The sequence below is a fragment of the Micromonospora sp. NPDC126480 genome (assembly GCF_040302465.1).
Taxonomy (GTDB): domain Bacteria; phylum Actinomycetota; class Actinomycetes; order Mycobacteriales; family Micromonosporaceae; genus Micromonospora.
This window is the reverse complement of the sequence record NZ_JBEORU010000019.1, coordinates 80,151-95,745: the sequence shown is the minus strand read 5'-3', so window position 1 is coordinate 95,745 and position 15,595 is coordinate 80,151. Positions and strand designations below refer to the sequence as shown.

Annotated in this window: 15 protein-coding genes; 4 read left to right on the top strand and 11 right to left on the bottom strand. The window is 71.9% G+C overall.

The window, feature by feature from the left end; genetic code table 11:
- Positions 1–10: 10 nt before the first annotated feature.
- From ABTW87_RS18925 to murJ, 7 genes are all read right to left on the bottom strand, one after another.
- Positions 11–1,174 carry an N-acetylmuramoyl-L-alanine amidase gene (locus ABTW87_RS18925; RefSeq protein WP_350652127.1) on the bottom strand — a complete coding sequence of 388 codons (1,164 nt, stop codon included), beginning with the start codon at positions 1,172–1,174 and terminating at the stop codon, positions 11–13.
- A 208-nt stretch (positions 1,175–1,382) separates the two neighbouring features.
- Positions 1,383–1,706: a thioredoxin gene (gene trxA, locus ABTW87_RS18920; RefSeq protein ID WP_350652126.1), complete on the bottom strand. Its 324-nt coding sequence runs from the start codon at positions 1,704–1,706 to the stop codon at positions 1,383–1,385.
- 32 nt (positions 1,707–1,738) lie between these two features.
- Positions 1,739–2,692 (bottom strand): thioredoxin-disulfide reductase, encoded by a 954-nt coding sequence (gene trxB, locus ABTW87_RS18915; protein ID WP_350652151.1) that lies wholly within the window; start codon positions 2,690–2,692, stop codon positions 1,739–1,741.
- A 181-nt stretch (positions 2,693–2,873) separates the two neighbouring features.
- Positions 2,874–3,794, bottom strand: coding sequence for an RsmA family anti-sigma factor (locus tag ABTW87_RS18910; protein WP_350652125.1), 921 nt, complete (start codon positions 3,792–3,794; stop codon positions 2,874–2,876).
- On the bottom strand, positions 3,791–4,525 hold the full coding sequence (sigM, locus tag ABTW87_RS18905; protein ID WP_350652124.1) for an RNA polymerase sigma factor SigM: 735 nt from the start codon (positions 4,523–4,525) through the stop codon (positions 3,791–3,793). The genes ABTW87_RS18910 and sigM overlap by 4 nt, the downstream gene beginning before the upstream one ends.
- A 43-nt stretch (positions 4,526–4,568) precedes the next feature.
- On the bottom strand, positions 4,569–6,170 hold the full coding sequence (locus ABTW87_RS18900) for a protein kinase family protein (protein WP_350652123.1): 1,602 nt from the start codon (positions 6,168–6,170) through the stop codon (positions 4,569–4,571).
- Between the two features lie 460 nt (positions 6,171–6,630).
- Positions 6,631–8,352, bottom strand: a complete 1,722-nt coding sequence (murJ, locus tag ABTW87_RS18895; protein WP_350652122.1) for a murein biosynthesis integral membrane protein MurJ — start codon at positions 8,350–8,352, stop codon at positions 6,631–6,633.
- Positions 8,353–8,484: 132 nt separating this feature from the next.
- On the opposite strand from murJ, the gene ABTW87_RS18890 reads away from it, so the two are divergent.
- A complete protein-coding gene (locus ABTW87_RS18890) occupies positions 8,485–9,948 on the top strand; it encodes a CCA tRNA nucleotidyltransferase (protein ID WP_350652121.1) in 1,464 nt (487 codons plus the stop codon).
- 39 nt (positions 9,949–9,987) lie between these two features.
- Here the strand turns inward: ABTW87_RS18890 and ABTW87_RS18885 are convergent, their stop codons facing one another.
- Together ABTW87_RS18885 and ABTW87_RS18880 are read right to left on the bottom strand one after the other, a co-directional pair.
- The gene (locus tag ABTW87_RS18885) at positions 9,988–11,499 is read right to left on the bottom strand and encodes a flotillin family protein (RefSeq protein WP_350652120.1); all 1,512 of its coding nucleotides are present in this window, start codon (positions 11,497–11,499) and stop codon (positions 9,988–9,990) included.
- 69 nt (positions 11,500–11,568) lie between these two features.
- Positions 11,569–12,108: an NfeD C-terminal domain-containing protein gene (locus tag ABTW87_RS18880; RefSeq protein ID WP_502891609.1), complete on the bottom strand. Its 540-nt coding sequence runs from the start codon at positions 12,106–12,108 to the stop codon at positions 11,569–11,571.
- Between the two features lie 69 nt (positions 12,109–12,177).
- Between ABTW87_RS18880 and ABTW87_RS18875 the strand changes: the two genes are divergently transcribed.
- Both ABTW87_RS18875 and ABTW87_RS18870 read left to right on the top strand, forming a co-directional pair.
- A complete protein-coding gene (locus tag ABTW87_RS18875; RefSeq protein WP_350652118.1) occupies positions 12,178–12,582 on the top strand; it encodes a hypothetical protein in 405 nt (134 codons plus the stop codon).
- Between the two features lie 33 nt (positions 12,583–12,615).
- Entirely contained in the window at positions 12,616–13,095 is a 480-nt protein-coding gene (locus ABTW87_RS18870; RefSeq protein WP_350652117.1) for a methylated-DNA--[protein]-cysteine S-methyltransferase, read from the top strand.
- Positions 13,096–13,157: 62 nt separating this feature from the next.
- Here ABTW87_RS18870 and ABTW87_RS18865 read toward each other — a convergent pair whose 3' ends face one another.
- Both ABTW87_RS18865 and ABTW87_RS18860 read right to left on the bottom strand, forming a co-directional pair.
- Positions 13,158–14,237 carry an inositol-3-phosphate synthase gene (locus ABTW87_RS18865; RefSeq protein WP_350652116.1) on the bottom strand — a complete coding sequence of 360 codons (1,080 nt, stop codon included), beginning with the start codon at positions 14,235–14,237 and terminating at the stop codon, positions 13,158–13,160.
- A 23-nt stretch (positions 14,238–14,260) separates the two neighbouring features.
- Complete coding sequence (locus tag ABTW87_RS18860) at positions 14,261–14,899, bottom strand: PadR family transcriptional regulator (protein ID WP_350652115.1); 639 nt, start codon at positions 14,897–14,899, stop codon at positions 14,261–14,263.
- Positions 14,900–15,073: 174 nt separating this feature from the next.
- Between ABTW87_RS18860 and ABTW87_RS18855 the strand changes: the two genes are divergently transcribed.
- A complete protein-coding gene (locus ABTW87_RS18855; protein ID WP_350652114.1) occupies positions 15,074–15,529 on the top strand; it encodes a DUF5318 domain-containing protein in 456 nt (151 codons plus the stop codon).
- Positions 15,530–15,595: the final 66 nt, after the last annotated feature.

The window sequence follows — 15,595 nt, the reverse complement described above, 5'->3', positions numbered from 1 at the left end:
CCGGGGCCGCTCAGTCGACCACCGTGCCGGCGGCCACCACCGCCCGCAGCTCGCTCACGTCGATCGACCCGGTCGGGACGTCCCGCTCGACCGGGTAGTACATCCGCTGGACCGCCGCGACGATCGCCTCCACCACCCGATCCCGGAAGCGCGGGTCCACCAGCCGGGCGCGGTCCCCCGGCGAGGTCAGGTAGCCCACCTCGACGCGGACGGCCGGCATCCGGGTGAGCCGCAGGAGATCCCACGCCTTCGCGTGGGTACGGCAGTCCCGCAGCCCGGTACGCGCCACGATCTCCCGCTGCACGAGGCCGGCCAGGCGCTCCCCGGTGGCGGAGGTGACGCCGTTGTCGGTGCCGTAGTGGTACGTCGCCACACCTTCGGCCGCCGGATTGGCGTGACCGTCGAGGTGCAGGGAGATGAACACGTCGGCGCCGAGCGAGTTGGCCAGGCCCGCGCGGTCGACGTCGGGCAGGCACTCCCGCTGCGCCGGCCCACGGCTGAGGTGGACGCGCACCCCGACCGCCGCGAGTCGTCCCTCGAGGCGGCTGGCGAGGTCGTGGACGAGGTCGGACTCCGTCCAGCGCAACGCGCCGTCGGGCACGACGACGCCGGGGTCGGTGCCGCCGTGGCCCGGGTCGACGACCACGGTCCGCCCGACCAGGGTGGGCCCGGACTGCCGGATGGCGTCGGACTCGCGCAGCCACTGCGGGCGTCCTCCGACGACCTTGCGGCCCAGCCGCCGCAGGGCGTTCATGGTGTGCGGGCCGCAGGTGCCGTCCGGGGTAAGGCCCACCTCCCGTTGGAACTGGGCGACCGCCCGGGACGTCCGTACCCCGTAGATGGCGTCCGCGCGACCGGCGTCGTAGCCCATCTCCAGCAGCCGTTCCTGGAGTGACCGGACGTCCTCGCCGGTGAGCGGCTCGGGCACGGCGTGGTAGAGGGTACGGGCGCCGAGCCGCCAGCGCGCCGCGTCGAGCGCCCGCCAAGTCTCCGCGCCCACCCGGCCGTCGACGCTCAGCCCTCGGGACTGCTGGAACGCCCGTACGGCCCGTTCGGTGTGTGCGTCGAACTCGTCGGCGTCCGGTGCCGACGGGGCGAGCAGGTCGAGGCCGGCCAGCACCGTACGGATCTCGTTGACCGCCGGGCCGCGATCACCAGGTCGGATCGGACGCACGCTCGACCCCCTCTGCACGGACGCTGGCTGGCCGGGCGGCCCGGAGAGGCTGTCGGGTGTCCCACGTCGGGCCCCGCCTCGGGTTCTCCGGACAGCCTCTGAGGTTGAGGTTATGCGCTGGCCGGGCCTCAGGTGCGGCGCGCCGGGAAAAAGACGCGACCCCGCATCCGGTGCCGCCGGGTGCGGGGTCGGATCGTGTCGGCCCTGGTCAGAGCGCTGACTGGATGAGCTTGACCAGCTCGCCCTTGGGCTTGGCGCCGGCGATCGACTGCACCGGCTCGCCGTTGACGAACACCGTGAGGGTCGGCACCGACATGACCCGGTAGGTGCGGGCGGTCTCCGGGTTCTCGTCGATGTTGAGCTTGACGATGGTGACCTGGTCACCCATCTCGCCGGCGATCTCCTCGAGCAGCGGCGACACCTTCCGGCACGGTCCGCACCACTCGGCCCAGAAGTCCACCAGAACCGGCTTGTCGGACTTGAGCACGTCGGTGGCGAAGCTGGCGTCGGTGACCGACTTGGTTGCTCCCACTACGACCCTCCTCGGGGATGTGTTTCGGTTGTTCAGCCCTGGATGGTGGCGATGAAGCGCTCGGCGTCCAAGGCGGCGGCGCAGCCCGTGCCGGCGGCGGTGATCGCCTGCCGGTAGGTGTGGTCGACCAGGTCACCGGCGGCGAACACACCCGGGATGCTGGTCCGGGTGCTGGGGACCTCGACCTTCACGTACCCCTCGTCGTCGAGCTCCACCTGGCCGCGGAAGAGCTCGCTGCGGGGGTCGTGGCCGATCGCGACGAACACGCCGGTCACGTCGAGCACCTTGGCCTCGCCGGTGTGCACGTTGCGGACGCGGGCGCCGGAGACCTTGCCGTCGGTGCCGAGGATCTCCTCGACCACCGTGTTCCACTCGACCTTGATCTTGTCGTTGCCCAGCGCCCGCGCGGCCATGATCTTGCTGGCGCGGAACTCGTCCCGGCGGTGGATGATCGTGACCGACTCGGCGAACCGGGTCAGGAAGCTGGCCTCCTCCATCGCCGAGTCACCGCCGCCGACGACCACGATGTGCTGGTTGCGGAAGAAGAAGCCGTCGCAGGTGGCGCAGGAGGAGACGCCGTGGCCGAGGTACTCCTGCTCGCCGGGCACGCCCAGCGGGCGCCACGCGGAGCCGGTGGCGAGGATGACGGCCTTGGCCCGGTAGGCGGTCCCGCCCACCCACACGGTGCTCACCGTGTCCGACCCGATCTCGCCGGTGTCCTTCAGCTCGACCCGGGTGACGTCGTCGGTCAGGAACTCCGCACCGAACCGCTCGGCCTGTTTGCGCATGTTGTCCATCAGCTCGGGGCCGAGGATGCCGTCGGCGAAACCCGGGAAGTTCTCCACCTCGGTGGTGGTCATCAGTGCACCGCCGGACTGCACGCCCTCGATGACCAGCGGGTTGAGGTTGGCGCGCGCGGCGTAGACCGCCGCCGTGTACCCGGCTGGCCCGGAGCCGATGATGATCAGGTTGCGGACCTCGTCCACTGCCGTCTCCCGATTGTGTGTGTTCGCCATCGGCGCGCGCACCGATGCCGATCCCGTGCCGACGCCTCAGCCAGTGCCGGCAACTGATGTGCAGAACGTCATCGTACGAACCGGGGATTCCCGAGCCGGTCATCCGGTGGGTCACGTCACGTCGCGGGACACAGCCCCTACGACCGTGGTCTCACCCTACCCGGGTCCGGTACCGGCTGTCCGAGCCGGACCCGGGCACCCCGCACTCGGGACCGCTCACCCAGGCCCAGCGGGCCCCGGTGGCGTCGGTGAACCGGACCACAAGCGCCGGCACGCCCTGGAACCGGGCGTAGTCGACCAGGTCGACGGTCATCGGAGCGTGGCCGTGCTCGGCGCCGATCGTGGCGAGGCAGGCCGTGAGGGCGCCGGGATCCTCAAGCCGGTCGAGCCCGATCGGCCCGGCCACCCGGCCGCCCTGCTGGGCGTCGCCCGACCGGATCGATGGCCCGTCGCTCGCGAAGGTCCGTGCGGGTGGGGCCGCCAGCGCCTCCGGCGTGTAGTTCAGGCCGGTACGCAGCGGCGGTGCGGCGGTGCGCACCGGCTGGCCGACGGCCGGAGCGGCTGCTTCCGAGCCGGCTCCGGTGACCGCGCTGTCGCCGCCCCGCCGGCCGCCGAGCTGGTCCACGCCGAGGAGTCCGACGGCGGTCACCGCCGCCGCGGCGAGCGCGACGGGAGCGCCGATCCGCGTCCAGCGCCGGCGCCGCCGGCCGGCGGCCGCGGAACCGCCCGGTCGGGACGCACCGCCGGGACGTCGCGGCCCGCCGTGCGGCTGCACCGGGACGACATGACCGGCCGGGGCCCGTGCCGGGCCGGTCGGGTCGGCTGTGGCCAACGCCGCGGCGATCCGATCGGTGACGTCGGCGGGCATCTCCTCCGCCCGGGTGCCCCAGGCGAGCAGGTCGGCACGCACGTCCGCGACCGCCGGAGCGAGCCGGGCGTACGCCTCGGCCCAGGCCGCGTCCTCCTCGACCAGGCGGGCGACGTTCACCTCGTCCGGGGTGCCGTCCAGCGCCCCGCCGACGTAGTCGGCGAGCAGGTCGTGGTCGACCTCCCGGAAACCCCCGGTCGTCACGAGTCCTCCTGGTGGGTGTCGCGCCGGGAACGCCCCGACACCGATCCGACGCCCCCGGCGGGCTCCGGGTTCCCGCGCGTGACGGTCGGCACGTTCCCGCCCGGCCGCGCGGGCCCGGCCGCGGGTTTCGGTCGGAGGTGCCCGAGCACCGCCGCCAGTCGGGCCCGGCCGCGGGCGCACCGGCTCTTCACCGTCCCCTCGGCGACGCCCAGGATGCGGGCCACCTCGGCGACCGGGTAGCCCTGCACGTCCACCAGGATCAGCGCGGCGCGCTGCTCGACCGGCAATCCGGCCAGCGCCTCCCGCACCACGAGTGCGGTGTCGTGGTCGGCCGCCGGGGCGGCGGGCTCCACGCCGCCGGTCGCGCCCTCGGCGTCGCGGACACCGTCGGGCAGCGGCACGGTCGGGTGCGCCTGCCGGCGCCGTACGCGGTCCAGGCAGGCGTTGACCACGATCCGGTGCAGCCAGGTGGTCACCGCCGCGTCGCCCCGGAACCGCCCGGCCGCGCGGTGGGCGGACAGCAGCGCGTCCTGCAGCGCGTCGGCCGCCTCCTCCCGGTCGCCGAGTGTGCGGATTGCGACCGCCCACAGCCGGTCCCGGTGCCGGCGGAACAGCTCCGCGAAGGCGTCCCGGTCACCCGCCACGTGGGCGTGCAGCAGTTCCAGGTCGGACGCCGCCACCGGCGGGACGTCGTCGCCCGCGGGTCGCCCGGTGGTCCCGTTCGTCGCCATCACCACGTCCGGCGGAGGCGGTGCCCGGAGCGTGGCCCGCGGATCACGATCCCTTGACCTCGATCTCCTGGACGCCGACCTTGAAGCCACCGTCGCTCGGCGGCAGTTCCGTGAGCCAGAACAGCAGGTAGCGGTACTGCTTGTCGGGGTCGAAGGCGATGAAGGTCATGGTGGTGTCGGCGTCCTCGAAGGGCTCGCCGATGGGGTTCTTCGAGTACTCCTTGTAGAGGGCGTCGTCGCCCGTCTTGGAGGAGGGATGGTCGTTGGTGCCGGCGAACAGCTGGGCCGACGCCCCGCGGGCGGAGAGCTTGACCTGCAGCGACTTGACGGTGTGCGGCTCGCCGAGGTCGATCCAGACGCCCATGCCCTTCTTGAAGTTGCCGAAATTGGTCCGGTTGTAGGTCTGGGTCTCCCAGGCGTTGTCCTCGTCGCCGTCGAAGACCTTCTCGGCGTCGCGAACCTCTTCGCGGTCTCCGCGGGGGTCGTCGATGATCCTGGCGGCACTGATCTTCAGCGGGCCGACCGCGGCGGCGGCCGGGGTGGCGTCCCCGCCGGGGCTGGGAGTCGCGACGGCGGCGGAGTTCGGGCGCCGGTCGGAGTCGTCACCGTTTGCGAGCGCGCTGATGCCGACCAGCAGGCCGACCAGCGCGACGGCGAGCATGCCGGCGACGCCGATGGCGACCTTGCGCCCGCCAGCGGCGGCCAGCGGGGAGGGCTCCTCCTCGGTTTCGGCGGCGAAGCGCAGGGGACCGGTGTTGTCCAGGAAGTGCTCGTCCGCCGGGACGTCCAGCCGGGCCAGTTCCGCCGCGAGGACGTCCGACGGCGGTGGCGCGATCTCGGCGTCCAGCAGGTCCATGGTGAGGTCGTCCAGGTACGCGGGAATCCCGGCGCGGACCTGGCGCGGCGCGGCGAGCACCCCTTCGGCGTCCCGGACGGCGTCGGGGATGGCCGCGCGGCCGTGGCCGGCGGTCGCGCCGCGCAGCGGAACCTCGGTGTGCGGCCAGTGGCCGGTCAGGGCGAAGTACAGCACGCCGCCGACGGCCCGGACGTCGCTCTCCTGGCTGTCGTCCCCGTCGGTGCGCGCGTCCGCCAGCACGACCCGGCCGTCATCGCTGATCATGACGGTGCCGGGGTGGACGTTGCCGTGCACCATCCCGGTGGCGTGCACCGCGGCCAGCGCGCTGGCGACCGCGTTGCCGACGGCGGTGGCGCGGGCGGGGTCGAGCGGCTCCTCGGTCACGTGCTCCCGGAGCGACTGCCCGTCCACCCACTCGCGGACCACGTACGCCCGCTCGCCCTCGTCGATCGCGTCGTAGACCCCGACCAGGTTGGGGTGGATGACCCGGCTGGCCGCGACGGCGGCCTGAAGCATCTCGGTGGCGGAGTCGCCACCCGGATAGCGCAGCACCACCGCGACGGGACGGCGCAGCACGACGTCGACCCCGCGCCAGACCAGTCGGCCTGCGCTGTCGTTGTTGATGTGCTCGACGAGTTCGTACCGCTCGGCGAGGACCTCACCGGCCGTCGGAGCACCGAAGGTCATGACCGACGGAGCGTTCTCGTCCGCCTCCTGACCCTCGCCGACCTGGGTCACCCGTCCTCCCTCGGTGATCGTGTCGATCGATGGACCCGTGCTGCTGGGCATTGTGGCTTCCGCTCTGCTTTCCAGGAACCGGCCGGCCGGTGTCGACGCGCGGGCGCCGTCGCCTGCCGTACCCGTCGAGAGCGACCTTACCCGGGTTGGCCGGCTCCTCGACATGTCATCTTCCCGCCGCACCGGGAGAGGCTGCCGGCGGTCGGGGAACTTGTCCGATTACGACCGTTGTCAGCCGCGTTGCTGGCACATGTACTAGCCAATCTAGAGGTTGACCGCAAGTAGTCGCCGGTGGGGCTGGACCGGATGCGCCGGCCACGCCGACGCGACCGGTAGTTCCCGCACCACGGTCGGCCATGCTCAGCCGTCCGGTTGGTTATCCACAGGCCGATCCGGTCAGTGAGCGGTGGATCGCGGAGTTATCCACAGCCGCATCCCCAGGCTGGTGATCCTCGTTCACTCAGCGTGCAGTCCATTCCGGCGGCAGTTCGAAGGGCCGCCGACCGGACGCTCAGCGACCGAGCCGCCGACGCACCATCCCGACCACCTCGGTGATCTCCCCGATCCGCAGCAGCACCGCGAGCCCGAGATAGGTGCCGCCGATCACCGTCCCGCCGATCACCAGTTGGACGACGGCCTGGAGCCGGGTCGGCGTGTCGTCGCCCGGCAGCAGGGCGACCACGAGCAGGCCGACCAGCGCCGCACCGGTGGCGGCCACCGACACCCGACCCAGCGTCCGCAGGATGGCGCCGAGCCCGATCCGGCCGACCCGGGGGCGCAGCAGCCAGGCCGAGGCGACGGCGGCGGCCAGGTACGAGACCGCGTTGCCGATCATCATCCCGGAGGCTGCGAAGCTGGCCGAGAACGCCGCGAAGAGACCGATCTGGACGAGCGCGCGGAGCACGACGACCGGGATGTTGACCAGGGCCGGGGTACGCGTGTCGGGCAGGGCGTAGAACGCGAAGGTGAACAGCTGGCTGATCGCGAACGGAACCAGGGCGACGGCGGCGAAGACGAGGACCGGGGCGGTGGCCCGGGCGTTCTCGGCCTCGAACGCGCCGTAGCGGAACAGGGTGAACGAGATCGGGGTGGCCAGCACCGCGTAGCAGACCGCGATCGGGGCGAGCACCGCCGAGACGGTCCGGGTGCCGCGGGACAGGTCGGCGGCCAGGTCCCCGTACCGGGCGTCGGCGGCGGCGGCACTCATCCGGGGCATCAGCGCGGTGATGATCGAGACGGCGATGATGCCGTGGGCCATCATCAGCAGGAGGAAGACGTTGTTGTAGATCAGCGGGCCGGCCGCCGTGCCACTGGTGCGGCTGAGCAGGTTGAACACCACGATCAGCCCGATCTGGCTGACCCCGACGTAACAGAACATCCACGCGCCGAGCCGGGCCAGCTCGCCCAGGCCGAGCGAGCGGAAGTCGAAGCGGAACCGCCACCGGAAGCCCACCTTCCGCAGGGCGGGGAGCAGTCCCGCGGCCTGTACCGCCACGCCGAGCAGGGTGCCGCCGCCGATCAGCAGGATGCGGCCGGGGGTCATCTCGGCGGGAGCCAGGCGGTCGGTGGTGAAGATCGCGATGTAGAGACCCGCGGTCGCGATCACCACGATGTTGTTGAGGATGGGCGCCCACATCGGGGCGGCGAAGTGGCCGCGGGTGTTGAGCACGGCGCTGATCAGCGCGCTGAGGCCGGTGAAGAAGATCATCGGCAGCATCAGGCGGGCCCAGGCGGTGACCAGATCCTGGTAGTCCGGACTCGACTGGTCACTCGCATAGAGCCAGGTCAGGACCGGCGCGAGGAGGACCGCCAGCACGGCCGCGGCGCCGAGGGCCAGCACCGCCAGGGTCAGCAGCCGCTGGGTGTACGCCTGGCCGCCGTCCGCGTCCACCTTGCGCCGACGGACCAGCACCGGGATCAGGACGCTTGTGAGGATGCCGCCGAGCAGGAACTCGTAGACCATCCCGGGCAGGATCTGCGCGGTGGTGTAGGCGTCACCCACGGCCGAGCCGAGCGCCGCCGTGAGCGCCAGGGTCCGCAGGAAGCCGGTGCCCCGGCTGACCAGGCTGCCGACGGCCATCACCGCGCTGTTCGCGGCGGCGCTGCCCTCGGCCACCACCTCCTGGGGCGGTGCGGTGGCCTCGGCGGCCGGCTGGTTCAGCGGCTCGGCGGCGATGAAGGCGCCGTCATCGCCACCCTGCGCGTTCGCGCTGCGGTAGACCCGGCCGCTCATCCTTGTCGCCTCCAGGGGTGCGTCGGAGCCCGCCACAGAGTCCGAGCCCGCCAACAGACCTTAGTCAACGGCCCGTCGTTACCCGCGCCCGCCGGACAGGATGCCCGCACCGACCGATAGGCTGACGATCCGATGTCCGACGCCGCCTCCGCACCGTACGCCGCCGACCGCCGCGATCTCACCGCCGCGCAGCGCACCGCCGTCGCCGAACTGCTCCGGGTCTCTCCGGTCGCCGACGAGCTGGGCCGCCGGTTCGCGAAGGCGGGGCACGAGCTGCACCTGGTCGGCGGTTCCGTCCGGGACGCCCTGCTCGGCCGGCTCGGCGAGGACCTGGACTTCTGCACCGACGCGCACCCCGACCAGACGCTACGGATCGTCCGGGGTTGGGCGGAGTCGATCTGGGAGACCGGCCGCGAGTTCGGCACCATCGGCGTGCAGCGCGACGGCCTGCGCCTGGAGATCACGACGTTCCGGGCCGAGTCGTACGACCAGGTCAGCCGCAACCCGCTTGTCGAGTACGGCACGGACCTGACCGAGGATCTGCGCCGCCGCGACTTCACCATCAACGCGATGGCGGTGAGCCTGCCCGACCACCGGTTCACGGACCCGCACGGCGGCCTCGCCGACCTCGCCGCCCGGATCATCCGTACCCCGGGCGCACCCCACGAGTCGTTCGGCGACGACCCGCTACGGATGCTGCGGGCGGCCCGATTCGCCGCGCAGCTACGGTTCGCGGTCCACCCCGACGTGCGGACGGCCATGACCCGGATGGCCGCCGACCTGGAGCGGATCACCGCGGAGCGGATCCGTGACGAGTTCACCAAGCTGCTCTGCGGCGCCGACCCGGTGACCGGGCTGCGGCTGCTTGTCGACACCGGCCTGGCCGAGCGTTTCCTGCCCGAGCTGACCGGGTTGAAGCTGGAGATCGACGAGCACGCCCAGCACAAGGATGTCTACGAGCACACGCTGACCGTGGTCGGCAACGCGGTCTCATACGAGGACGAGGGCTGCGACTTCATCCTCCGGATGGCGGCGCTCATGCACGACGTGGGCAAGCCGGCCACAAAGGCGGTGGGAACGGACGGCCGGGTCAGCTTCCACCACCACGAGGTGGTCGGTGCCCGGCTCACCAAGGCCCGGATGAAGGCGCTGCGTTACCCGAAGGACGTGATCGCCAAGGTCACCGCGCTTGTCGCCCTGCATCTGCGCTTCTACGGGTACGGGCGCGGCGAGTGGACCGACTCGGCGGTCCGGAGGTACGTGGCCGACGCGGGTGACCTGCTGCCGCGCCTGCACAAGCTGACCCGCTCCGACTGCACCACCCGCAACCGGCGCAAGGCCGCTCAGCTCGCCGCGGACTACGACGCGCTGGAGGAGCGGATCGCCCGGATCGCGGCGGAGGAGGACCTGGCCCGGGTCCGCCCCGACCTGGACGGCAACGCGATCATGGAGCTGCTCGGCGTACCGCCGGGGCCGGTCGTCGGGCGTGCGTGGAAGCACCTGAAGGAGCTGCGGCTGGAGCGCGGCCCGCTGGACCGGGACGAGGCCGAGGCGGAGCTGCTGCGCTGGGCCCGGGAGCAGGGCGTCATCGCGTAGCCCGGGGCGGCACCGCGCGGCGCCGCCCCGGGGTCACGGTCAGCGGGTCTCGGCGCTCTCGACCGCCGGCTTGCCGTTGCCCACCGAGTCCGTCGAGGACGCCAGGCGGGCGAGCAGCCCCGCCAGGTCGATGCCGGTGAGGTCGCTGCCGAGCTGAAGACCCTGGGCGACGTTGCCGGCGACCGACTTCGTCAGCGAGGACGCACCGTCGGTGGAGATCACCGTCATCTTGTCGATCGCGCCGATCGGCGCGCTGGCCGCCTCGACGACCTGCGGGAGCACCTTGACCAGCAGGTCCAGGACGGCCGCCTCCCCGTACGCGGCGAACGCGTCGGCCTTGCGCGCCATCGCCTCCGCCTCGGCCTGTCCCCGGGCGAGGGTGGCGGCCGCCTCGGCCTGTCCCTCGCGCTCGACCGCCTCGGCGATCGCGGAGCGGCGGCGCTGCTCGGCCTCGCCCTCCTTGGCACCCTCGATGGCGTTCGCCTCGGCGAGCGCGGCACGCCGGGCCCGCTCACCCTCACCGGTGAGCCGTGCCTGCTCGGCCGCGGCCTGGGCGGCGGCGATGACCGACTGACGCTGGGCGTCGGCGTGGAGCACGGCGGCGTTGCGGGCGGCCTCGGCCTCCTGCTCGACCTTGTAGCGGGCCGCGTCGGCCGGCTTGCGTACCTCGGTGTCGAGCTGGCGCTGCTTGAGCTCGGCGTTGCGCTCGGCCACCTTCTGCTGCTCGGAGAGGATCGCCTGGTCCCGCTCCGCCTGGGCGAGCGGGCCGGCGGCCGCCGACTTCGCCTTCGCGGCGTCGATCTCGGCCTGGATCGCGGCCTGCTTGAGCGCGAGGTTCCGGTTGGCCTCGGCGATCGCCTCCTCGGCCAGCAGCCGCTCCTGCTCGGCGGCCTGGCGGGCGCGCGCCTCGGCGATCGCCGCGTCCTTGAGCACCCGCGCGGCCTCGGGCCGGCCGAGGTCGGCCAGGTACGAACCCTCCGCCAGGATGTCCTGGAGCTGGAACGTGTCCAGCACCAGGCCCTGGTTGGTCATCGAATGCTCGGCCTCCTCGGCCACCGCGCTGGCGAAGGCGGCCCGGTCGCGGATGACCTCCTCGATGGTGAGCCGGCCGACGATCGAGCGCAGCGCGCCGGCGAGCACCTCGCGGGTGAAGTTGTCGATCTCGTCCTGCTGGTGCAGGAAGCGCTGAGCGGCGGCCCGGATCGAGTCCTCGGTGCCGCCGACCTTGACGATCGCCACGCCGTGCAGGTCGGCGCGGATGCCCTGCTTGCTGACCGCGCCCCGGATGCCGACGTCGATGCGGCGGCTGGACAGGTCGAGCGACTGGAGTTTCTGGACGACCGGCAGCACGAAGACCGAGGCGCCGAGCACGACCTTCTGCCCGGACATGTCGGTGGACCGGCTGCCGTCGGCCGTCTGGGTCGTGCGCCCCTTGCGGCCGGTGACGATGAACGCCTCGTTGGGTCCGGCGACCTTGATCCGGGAGAGCACGAAGAGGATGAGGACGACGAAGAGGAGCGCGGCTCCGGCTATGGCGATGACGAGGGGCATGAGAACCGCCTTTCTGGCGTGGGTGGATCCCGACACGTCCGGGACGTGTCGGTCGGGAGGTTCGGCGGATCAGTAGGTCTCGACGTGCACGCTTGTGTCGCTGAGCGCCTCGACCACGAAGATCTGGGAACCGGCGGGGATGGGTCGGTCGGCGCGGGCGTTGAACTTGACCGGCGTGCCGGCGACGCGGACCCGGACCTCGCCGTAACCGTCGGCGGGAACGGGGGTGACGACCAGGCCGAGTGCGCCGACCACGTCGGCGCGGGTGGGCGTCGGATCGGTGGGCATGTCGCGGGCCGCCCGGCCGAGGCGGGACGCGGCCCAGGCGGTGGGCACGGCGGCGACGACGCCTCCGGCGACGGCCAGTGCCAGCATTCCCGGGGTACGCCCGCCGAGCAGCTCGTTGACGACGGCGCCGCCGAACCCGAACGCACCGGCGAAACCGGCGACCGCCTCGGTCGTGACCGGGCCGTCGATGTCCGGTTGACCGAAGTGGAGCAGCTCGCCGCCGAGCAGTGCGAGCACCAGCACCGCGACGCCGACCGCGCCGACGATGAGGAAGATCAGAGTCCCCGTTGCCACGCCCGGCACGGTACCGGCCTTGCGCAACCCGCAATCTAGCTGTTGACAAGATTCGCCTCGCTTGGCATCTTTACAGTGACTAGATGGAGGTGCCACGTGTCCTCGGCGACGCTGACCACCGCCGGCATCCTGATGATCACGGTCGTGACCATCGCGTACGGCGGGCTGACCCTGCTCACCCACCTGGCCCGGCGCAAAGCCGGCTACCTGGACAACCCGGTTCGGCGCGGGCTCTGGACCGCCGGGCACGCCCACGCCGGCGTGCTGGTCCTCTTCGCCCTGGTCGCCCTCCCCTACATCGACGCGGCCGACGTGTCGGAGGGCACCCGGACGCTGATCCGGACCCTGTTCGTCGCCGCGCCGATCCTGATGCCGCTCGGCTTCTTCCTGTCGGTGGTCCGCCCGACCGACACGAAGCCGAACAAGCTGATCTGGCTGACCGTCGCCGGCGGCGCGAGCCTGGCCGCGGGAACGCTGCTGCTCGGTGTGAACCTGCTCTGAGAACGGTGTCGTACCGGCGGGGACAATGGGTTTATGCGCTGGACCGTGCTCGACACCCCGATCGGCGAGTTCTCCGTGGCCACCGACGGGTCCGCCGTGTGCGGGGCGCACTTCGGGCGGGTCGCCACCGTCGACGACGAACCGCCCGGCGACGCGGCGGCGCGCGCCGTCGCGGAGTTGCGGGCCTACTTCGCCGGTGACCTGACCGCGTTCACGGTTCCGGTGCGGATCCCGCGCGGCTCGGAGTTCGAGCGGGCGGTCTGGCGCGAGATGACCACGATCCCGTACGGGGAGACGCTCACCTACGGCGAGGTGGCGCGCCGCCTCGGCGACGCGTCCGCCGCGCGGGCGGTCGGCGTCGCCTGCAACCGCAATCCGATCCCGGTGATCGTGCCGTGCCACCGGATCGTCGGCGCCGGCGGGAAGCTGGTCGGCTTCGGCGGCGGGCTCGACCGCAAGGTGACGCTCCTCGAGTTGGAGGCGGGAGTGGCCCTCCGGCACGCCTGGTCGTGAGCAGACGGGAAGGGCCGGGTCCGCACGGACCCGGCCCTTCCCGTCGCTGTTCGCTCGGCGCGTCAGCGCTCGATTTCGCCCGCGATGAACTCCTCCACGGCGGCGTGCGCGTCGTGGTCGGCGTACTGGACCGGCGGGGACTTCATGAAGTACGACGACGCCGACAGGATCGGGCCACCGATCTTCCGGTCCAGGGCGATCTTCGCGGCGCGGACCGCGTCGATGATGACACCGGCCGAGTTCGGCGAGTCCCACACCTCGAGCTTCAGCTCGGCGTTGAGCGGAGCGTCACCGAAGGAGCGGCCCTCCAGGCGGATGTACGCCCACTTGCGGTCGTCCAGCCACGGCACGTGGTCCGACGGGCCGATGTGCACGTCGCTCTTGGCCATCTCGTGCGGCACCTGGGAGGTCACCGACTGGGTCTTCGAGATCTTCTTCGAGACCAGGCGGTTGCGCTCCAGCATGTTCATGAAGTCCATGTTGCCGCCGAAGTTGAGCTGGTACGTGCGCAGCAGCTCGACACCACGGTCCTCGAACAGCTTCGCCAGGGCGCGGTGCACGATGGTGGCGCCGACCTGGCTCTTGATGTCGTCACCGACGATCGGCAGGCCCGCGTCCTCGAACTTCTTCGCCCACACCGGGTCGGAGGCGATGAAGACGGGCAGCGCGTTGACGAACGCGCAGCCGGCGTCGATCGCGGCCTGGGCGTAGAACTTGTCGGCCTGCTCCGAGCCCACCGGCAGGTAGGACACGACCACGTCGACCTCGGCGTCGCGCAGCGCCTGGGCCACGTCGACCGGCTCGACGTCCGACTCCTCGATGATCTCGCGGTAGTACTGGCCGAGACCGTCGAAGGTCGGGCCGCGCTGCACGGTCACGCCGGTCGGCGGCACGTCGCACAGCTTGATGGTGTTGTTCTCGCTGGCGACGATCGCCTCGGCGAGGTCCATGCCCACCTTCTTGGCGTCCACGTCGAACGCCGCGACGAACTTCACGTCCGAGACGTGGTAGTCGCCGAAGGTGACGTGCATGAGACCCGGGACGCGGTCGTTCGGGTCGGCGTTGCGGTAGTACTCCACGCCCTGTACGAGGGACGAGGCGCAGTTCCCCACACCGACGATGGCGACGCGGACGGAGCCCATAGCGTCTGCCTCCTTCTTCTTCATCACGGCCGCTCTTTCCTGGACTCTCCAGGCGGAGGCGGGCTGTTGTCTTCTCGTCGGCCGCCGGCCGTCCCGGTGCCCGGGACCGTCGGGGCACGGCCGGAGCGCTCGTTGGCGATGAGCTCCTCCAGCCAGCGGACCTCGCGCTCACAGGCCTCCAGGCCGTGGCGCTGCAGCTCCAGCGTGTACGCGTCGAGGCGCTCGGCGGCGCGGCCGAGCACGTCGCGGAGCCCTTCGCGACGTTCCTCGATCTTTCGGCGACGACCCTCCAGGATGCGCAGTCGGGTCGCCTGGTCGGTCCGGGCGAAGAACGCGAAGTGCACCCCGAAGCCCGTGTCGTCGTACGTCTCGGGCCCGGCCTGTGCGATGAGCTGGGCGAAGCGTTCCTTGCCCTCCGCGGTGATTTTGTAGACCACCCGACCTCGTCGGCTGGTCAGCGCGGGAACCTCCTCGGCGGTTGCGGGTGTCTCAGCGGCCTCGGTGATCCACCCCGCCGCCTGCAGGCGGCGCAGGGTCGGGTAGAGCGAGCCGTAGCTGATCGCGGCCCGGATGGCGCCGAGCTTGGCGGTCAACTCCTTGCGCAGCTCGTAGCCGTGCATCGGGGCCTCCTGAAGGAGGCCGAGGATGGCGAGTTCGAGCATCGGCCACCCTCCCTTTACCCTGCGCACCGGGCCCTATTCGCTGCGATGTATCGGACCGATACATCGCACGCTAGCGGATCGTCGGGGGCAGGGCAAACCCCCGTTCCGGGGTCCCGCAATCACGCTCAGTCACCCTTGTCGCCGGGCCGGGCGAGACCGCGTACCCTCTTGCGCATGCGTACGCAGCGCCAGGTCGTCGACTACTCGCTCCAGAAGCGAGCGGTGCTGCGTGATCTCCTCGCCGGGCGGGTCGGCACGTACGACGTGTGCGACGCATCGCCGTACCTGAAGAACGCGGCTCGCTTCCACGGTGAGCCGACCGACGAGCGGTGCCCGATCTGCCGGAGCGAGAACCTGACGCACGTGCACTACATTTACGGGGACGAACTCAAGCAGTCCGCCGGCCAGGCCCGGACACTGGCCGAGTTGCCCGTGCTGGCGATGACGCTCCGTGAGTTCCAGGTCTTCGTAGTGGAGGTGTGCCTCGGCTGTGACTGGAACCATCTCGTCGAGCAGTACCTGCTCGGGCGGGACGGGCTGGCCGAGGAGGGGCCGGAGCAGGGCGCGGTGGGTGGCGTGGCCGCCGCCGGCGCTCGGACCGGGCGACGGAGGCGAGAGGCGCAACGGTGACTTCAGCTCGATCGGCTGACCCCGGCCTGCGCGTGCACGCCCGGAGCGACCGACGGCTCGTTGGTC

Excerpts from the sequence above, each read along its gene's own strand:
- ABTW87_RS18890 (WP_350652121.1), top strand. The coding sequence starts at position 8,485 with ATGTCCGACGCCGCCTCCGCACCGTACGCCGCCGACCGCCGCGATCTC.
- ABTW87_RS18900 (WP_350652123.1), bottom strand. The coding sequence starts at position 6,170 with ATGCCCAGCAGCACGGGTCCATCGATCGACACGATCACCGAGGGAGGA.
- murJ (WP_350652122.1), bottom strand. The coding sequence starts at position 8,352 with ATGAGCGGCCGGGTCTACCGCAGCGCGAACGCGCAGGGTGGCGATGAC.
- ABTW87_RS18885 (WP_350652120.1), bottom strand. The coding sequence starts at position 11,499 with ATGCCCCTCGTCATCGCCATAGCCGGAGCCGCGCTCCTCTTCGTCGTC.
- ABTW87_RS18860 (WP_350652115.1), bottom strand. The coding sequence starts at position 14,899 with ATGCTCGAACTCGCCATCCTCGGCCTCCTTCAGGAGGCCCCGATGCAC.
- ABTW87_RS18865 (WP_350652116.1), bottom strand. The coding sequence starts at position 14,237 with ATGGGCTCCGTCCGCGTCGCCATCGTCGGTGTGGGGAACTGCGCCTCG.
- sigM (WP_350652124.1), bottom strand. The coding sequence starts at position 4,525 with ATGGCGACGAACGGGACCACCGGGCGACCCGCGGGCGACGACGTCCCG.
- ABTW87_RS18855 (WP_350652114.1), top strand. The coding sequence starts at position 15,074 with ATGCGTACGCAGCGCCAGGTCGTCGACTACTCGCTCCAGAAGCGAGCG.
- ABTW87_RS18870 (WP_350652117.1), top strand. The coding sequence starts at position 12,616 with ATGCGCTGGACCGTGCTCGACACCCCGATCGGCGAGTTCTCCGTGGCC.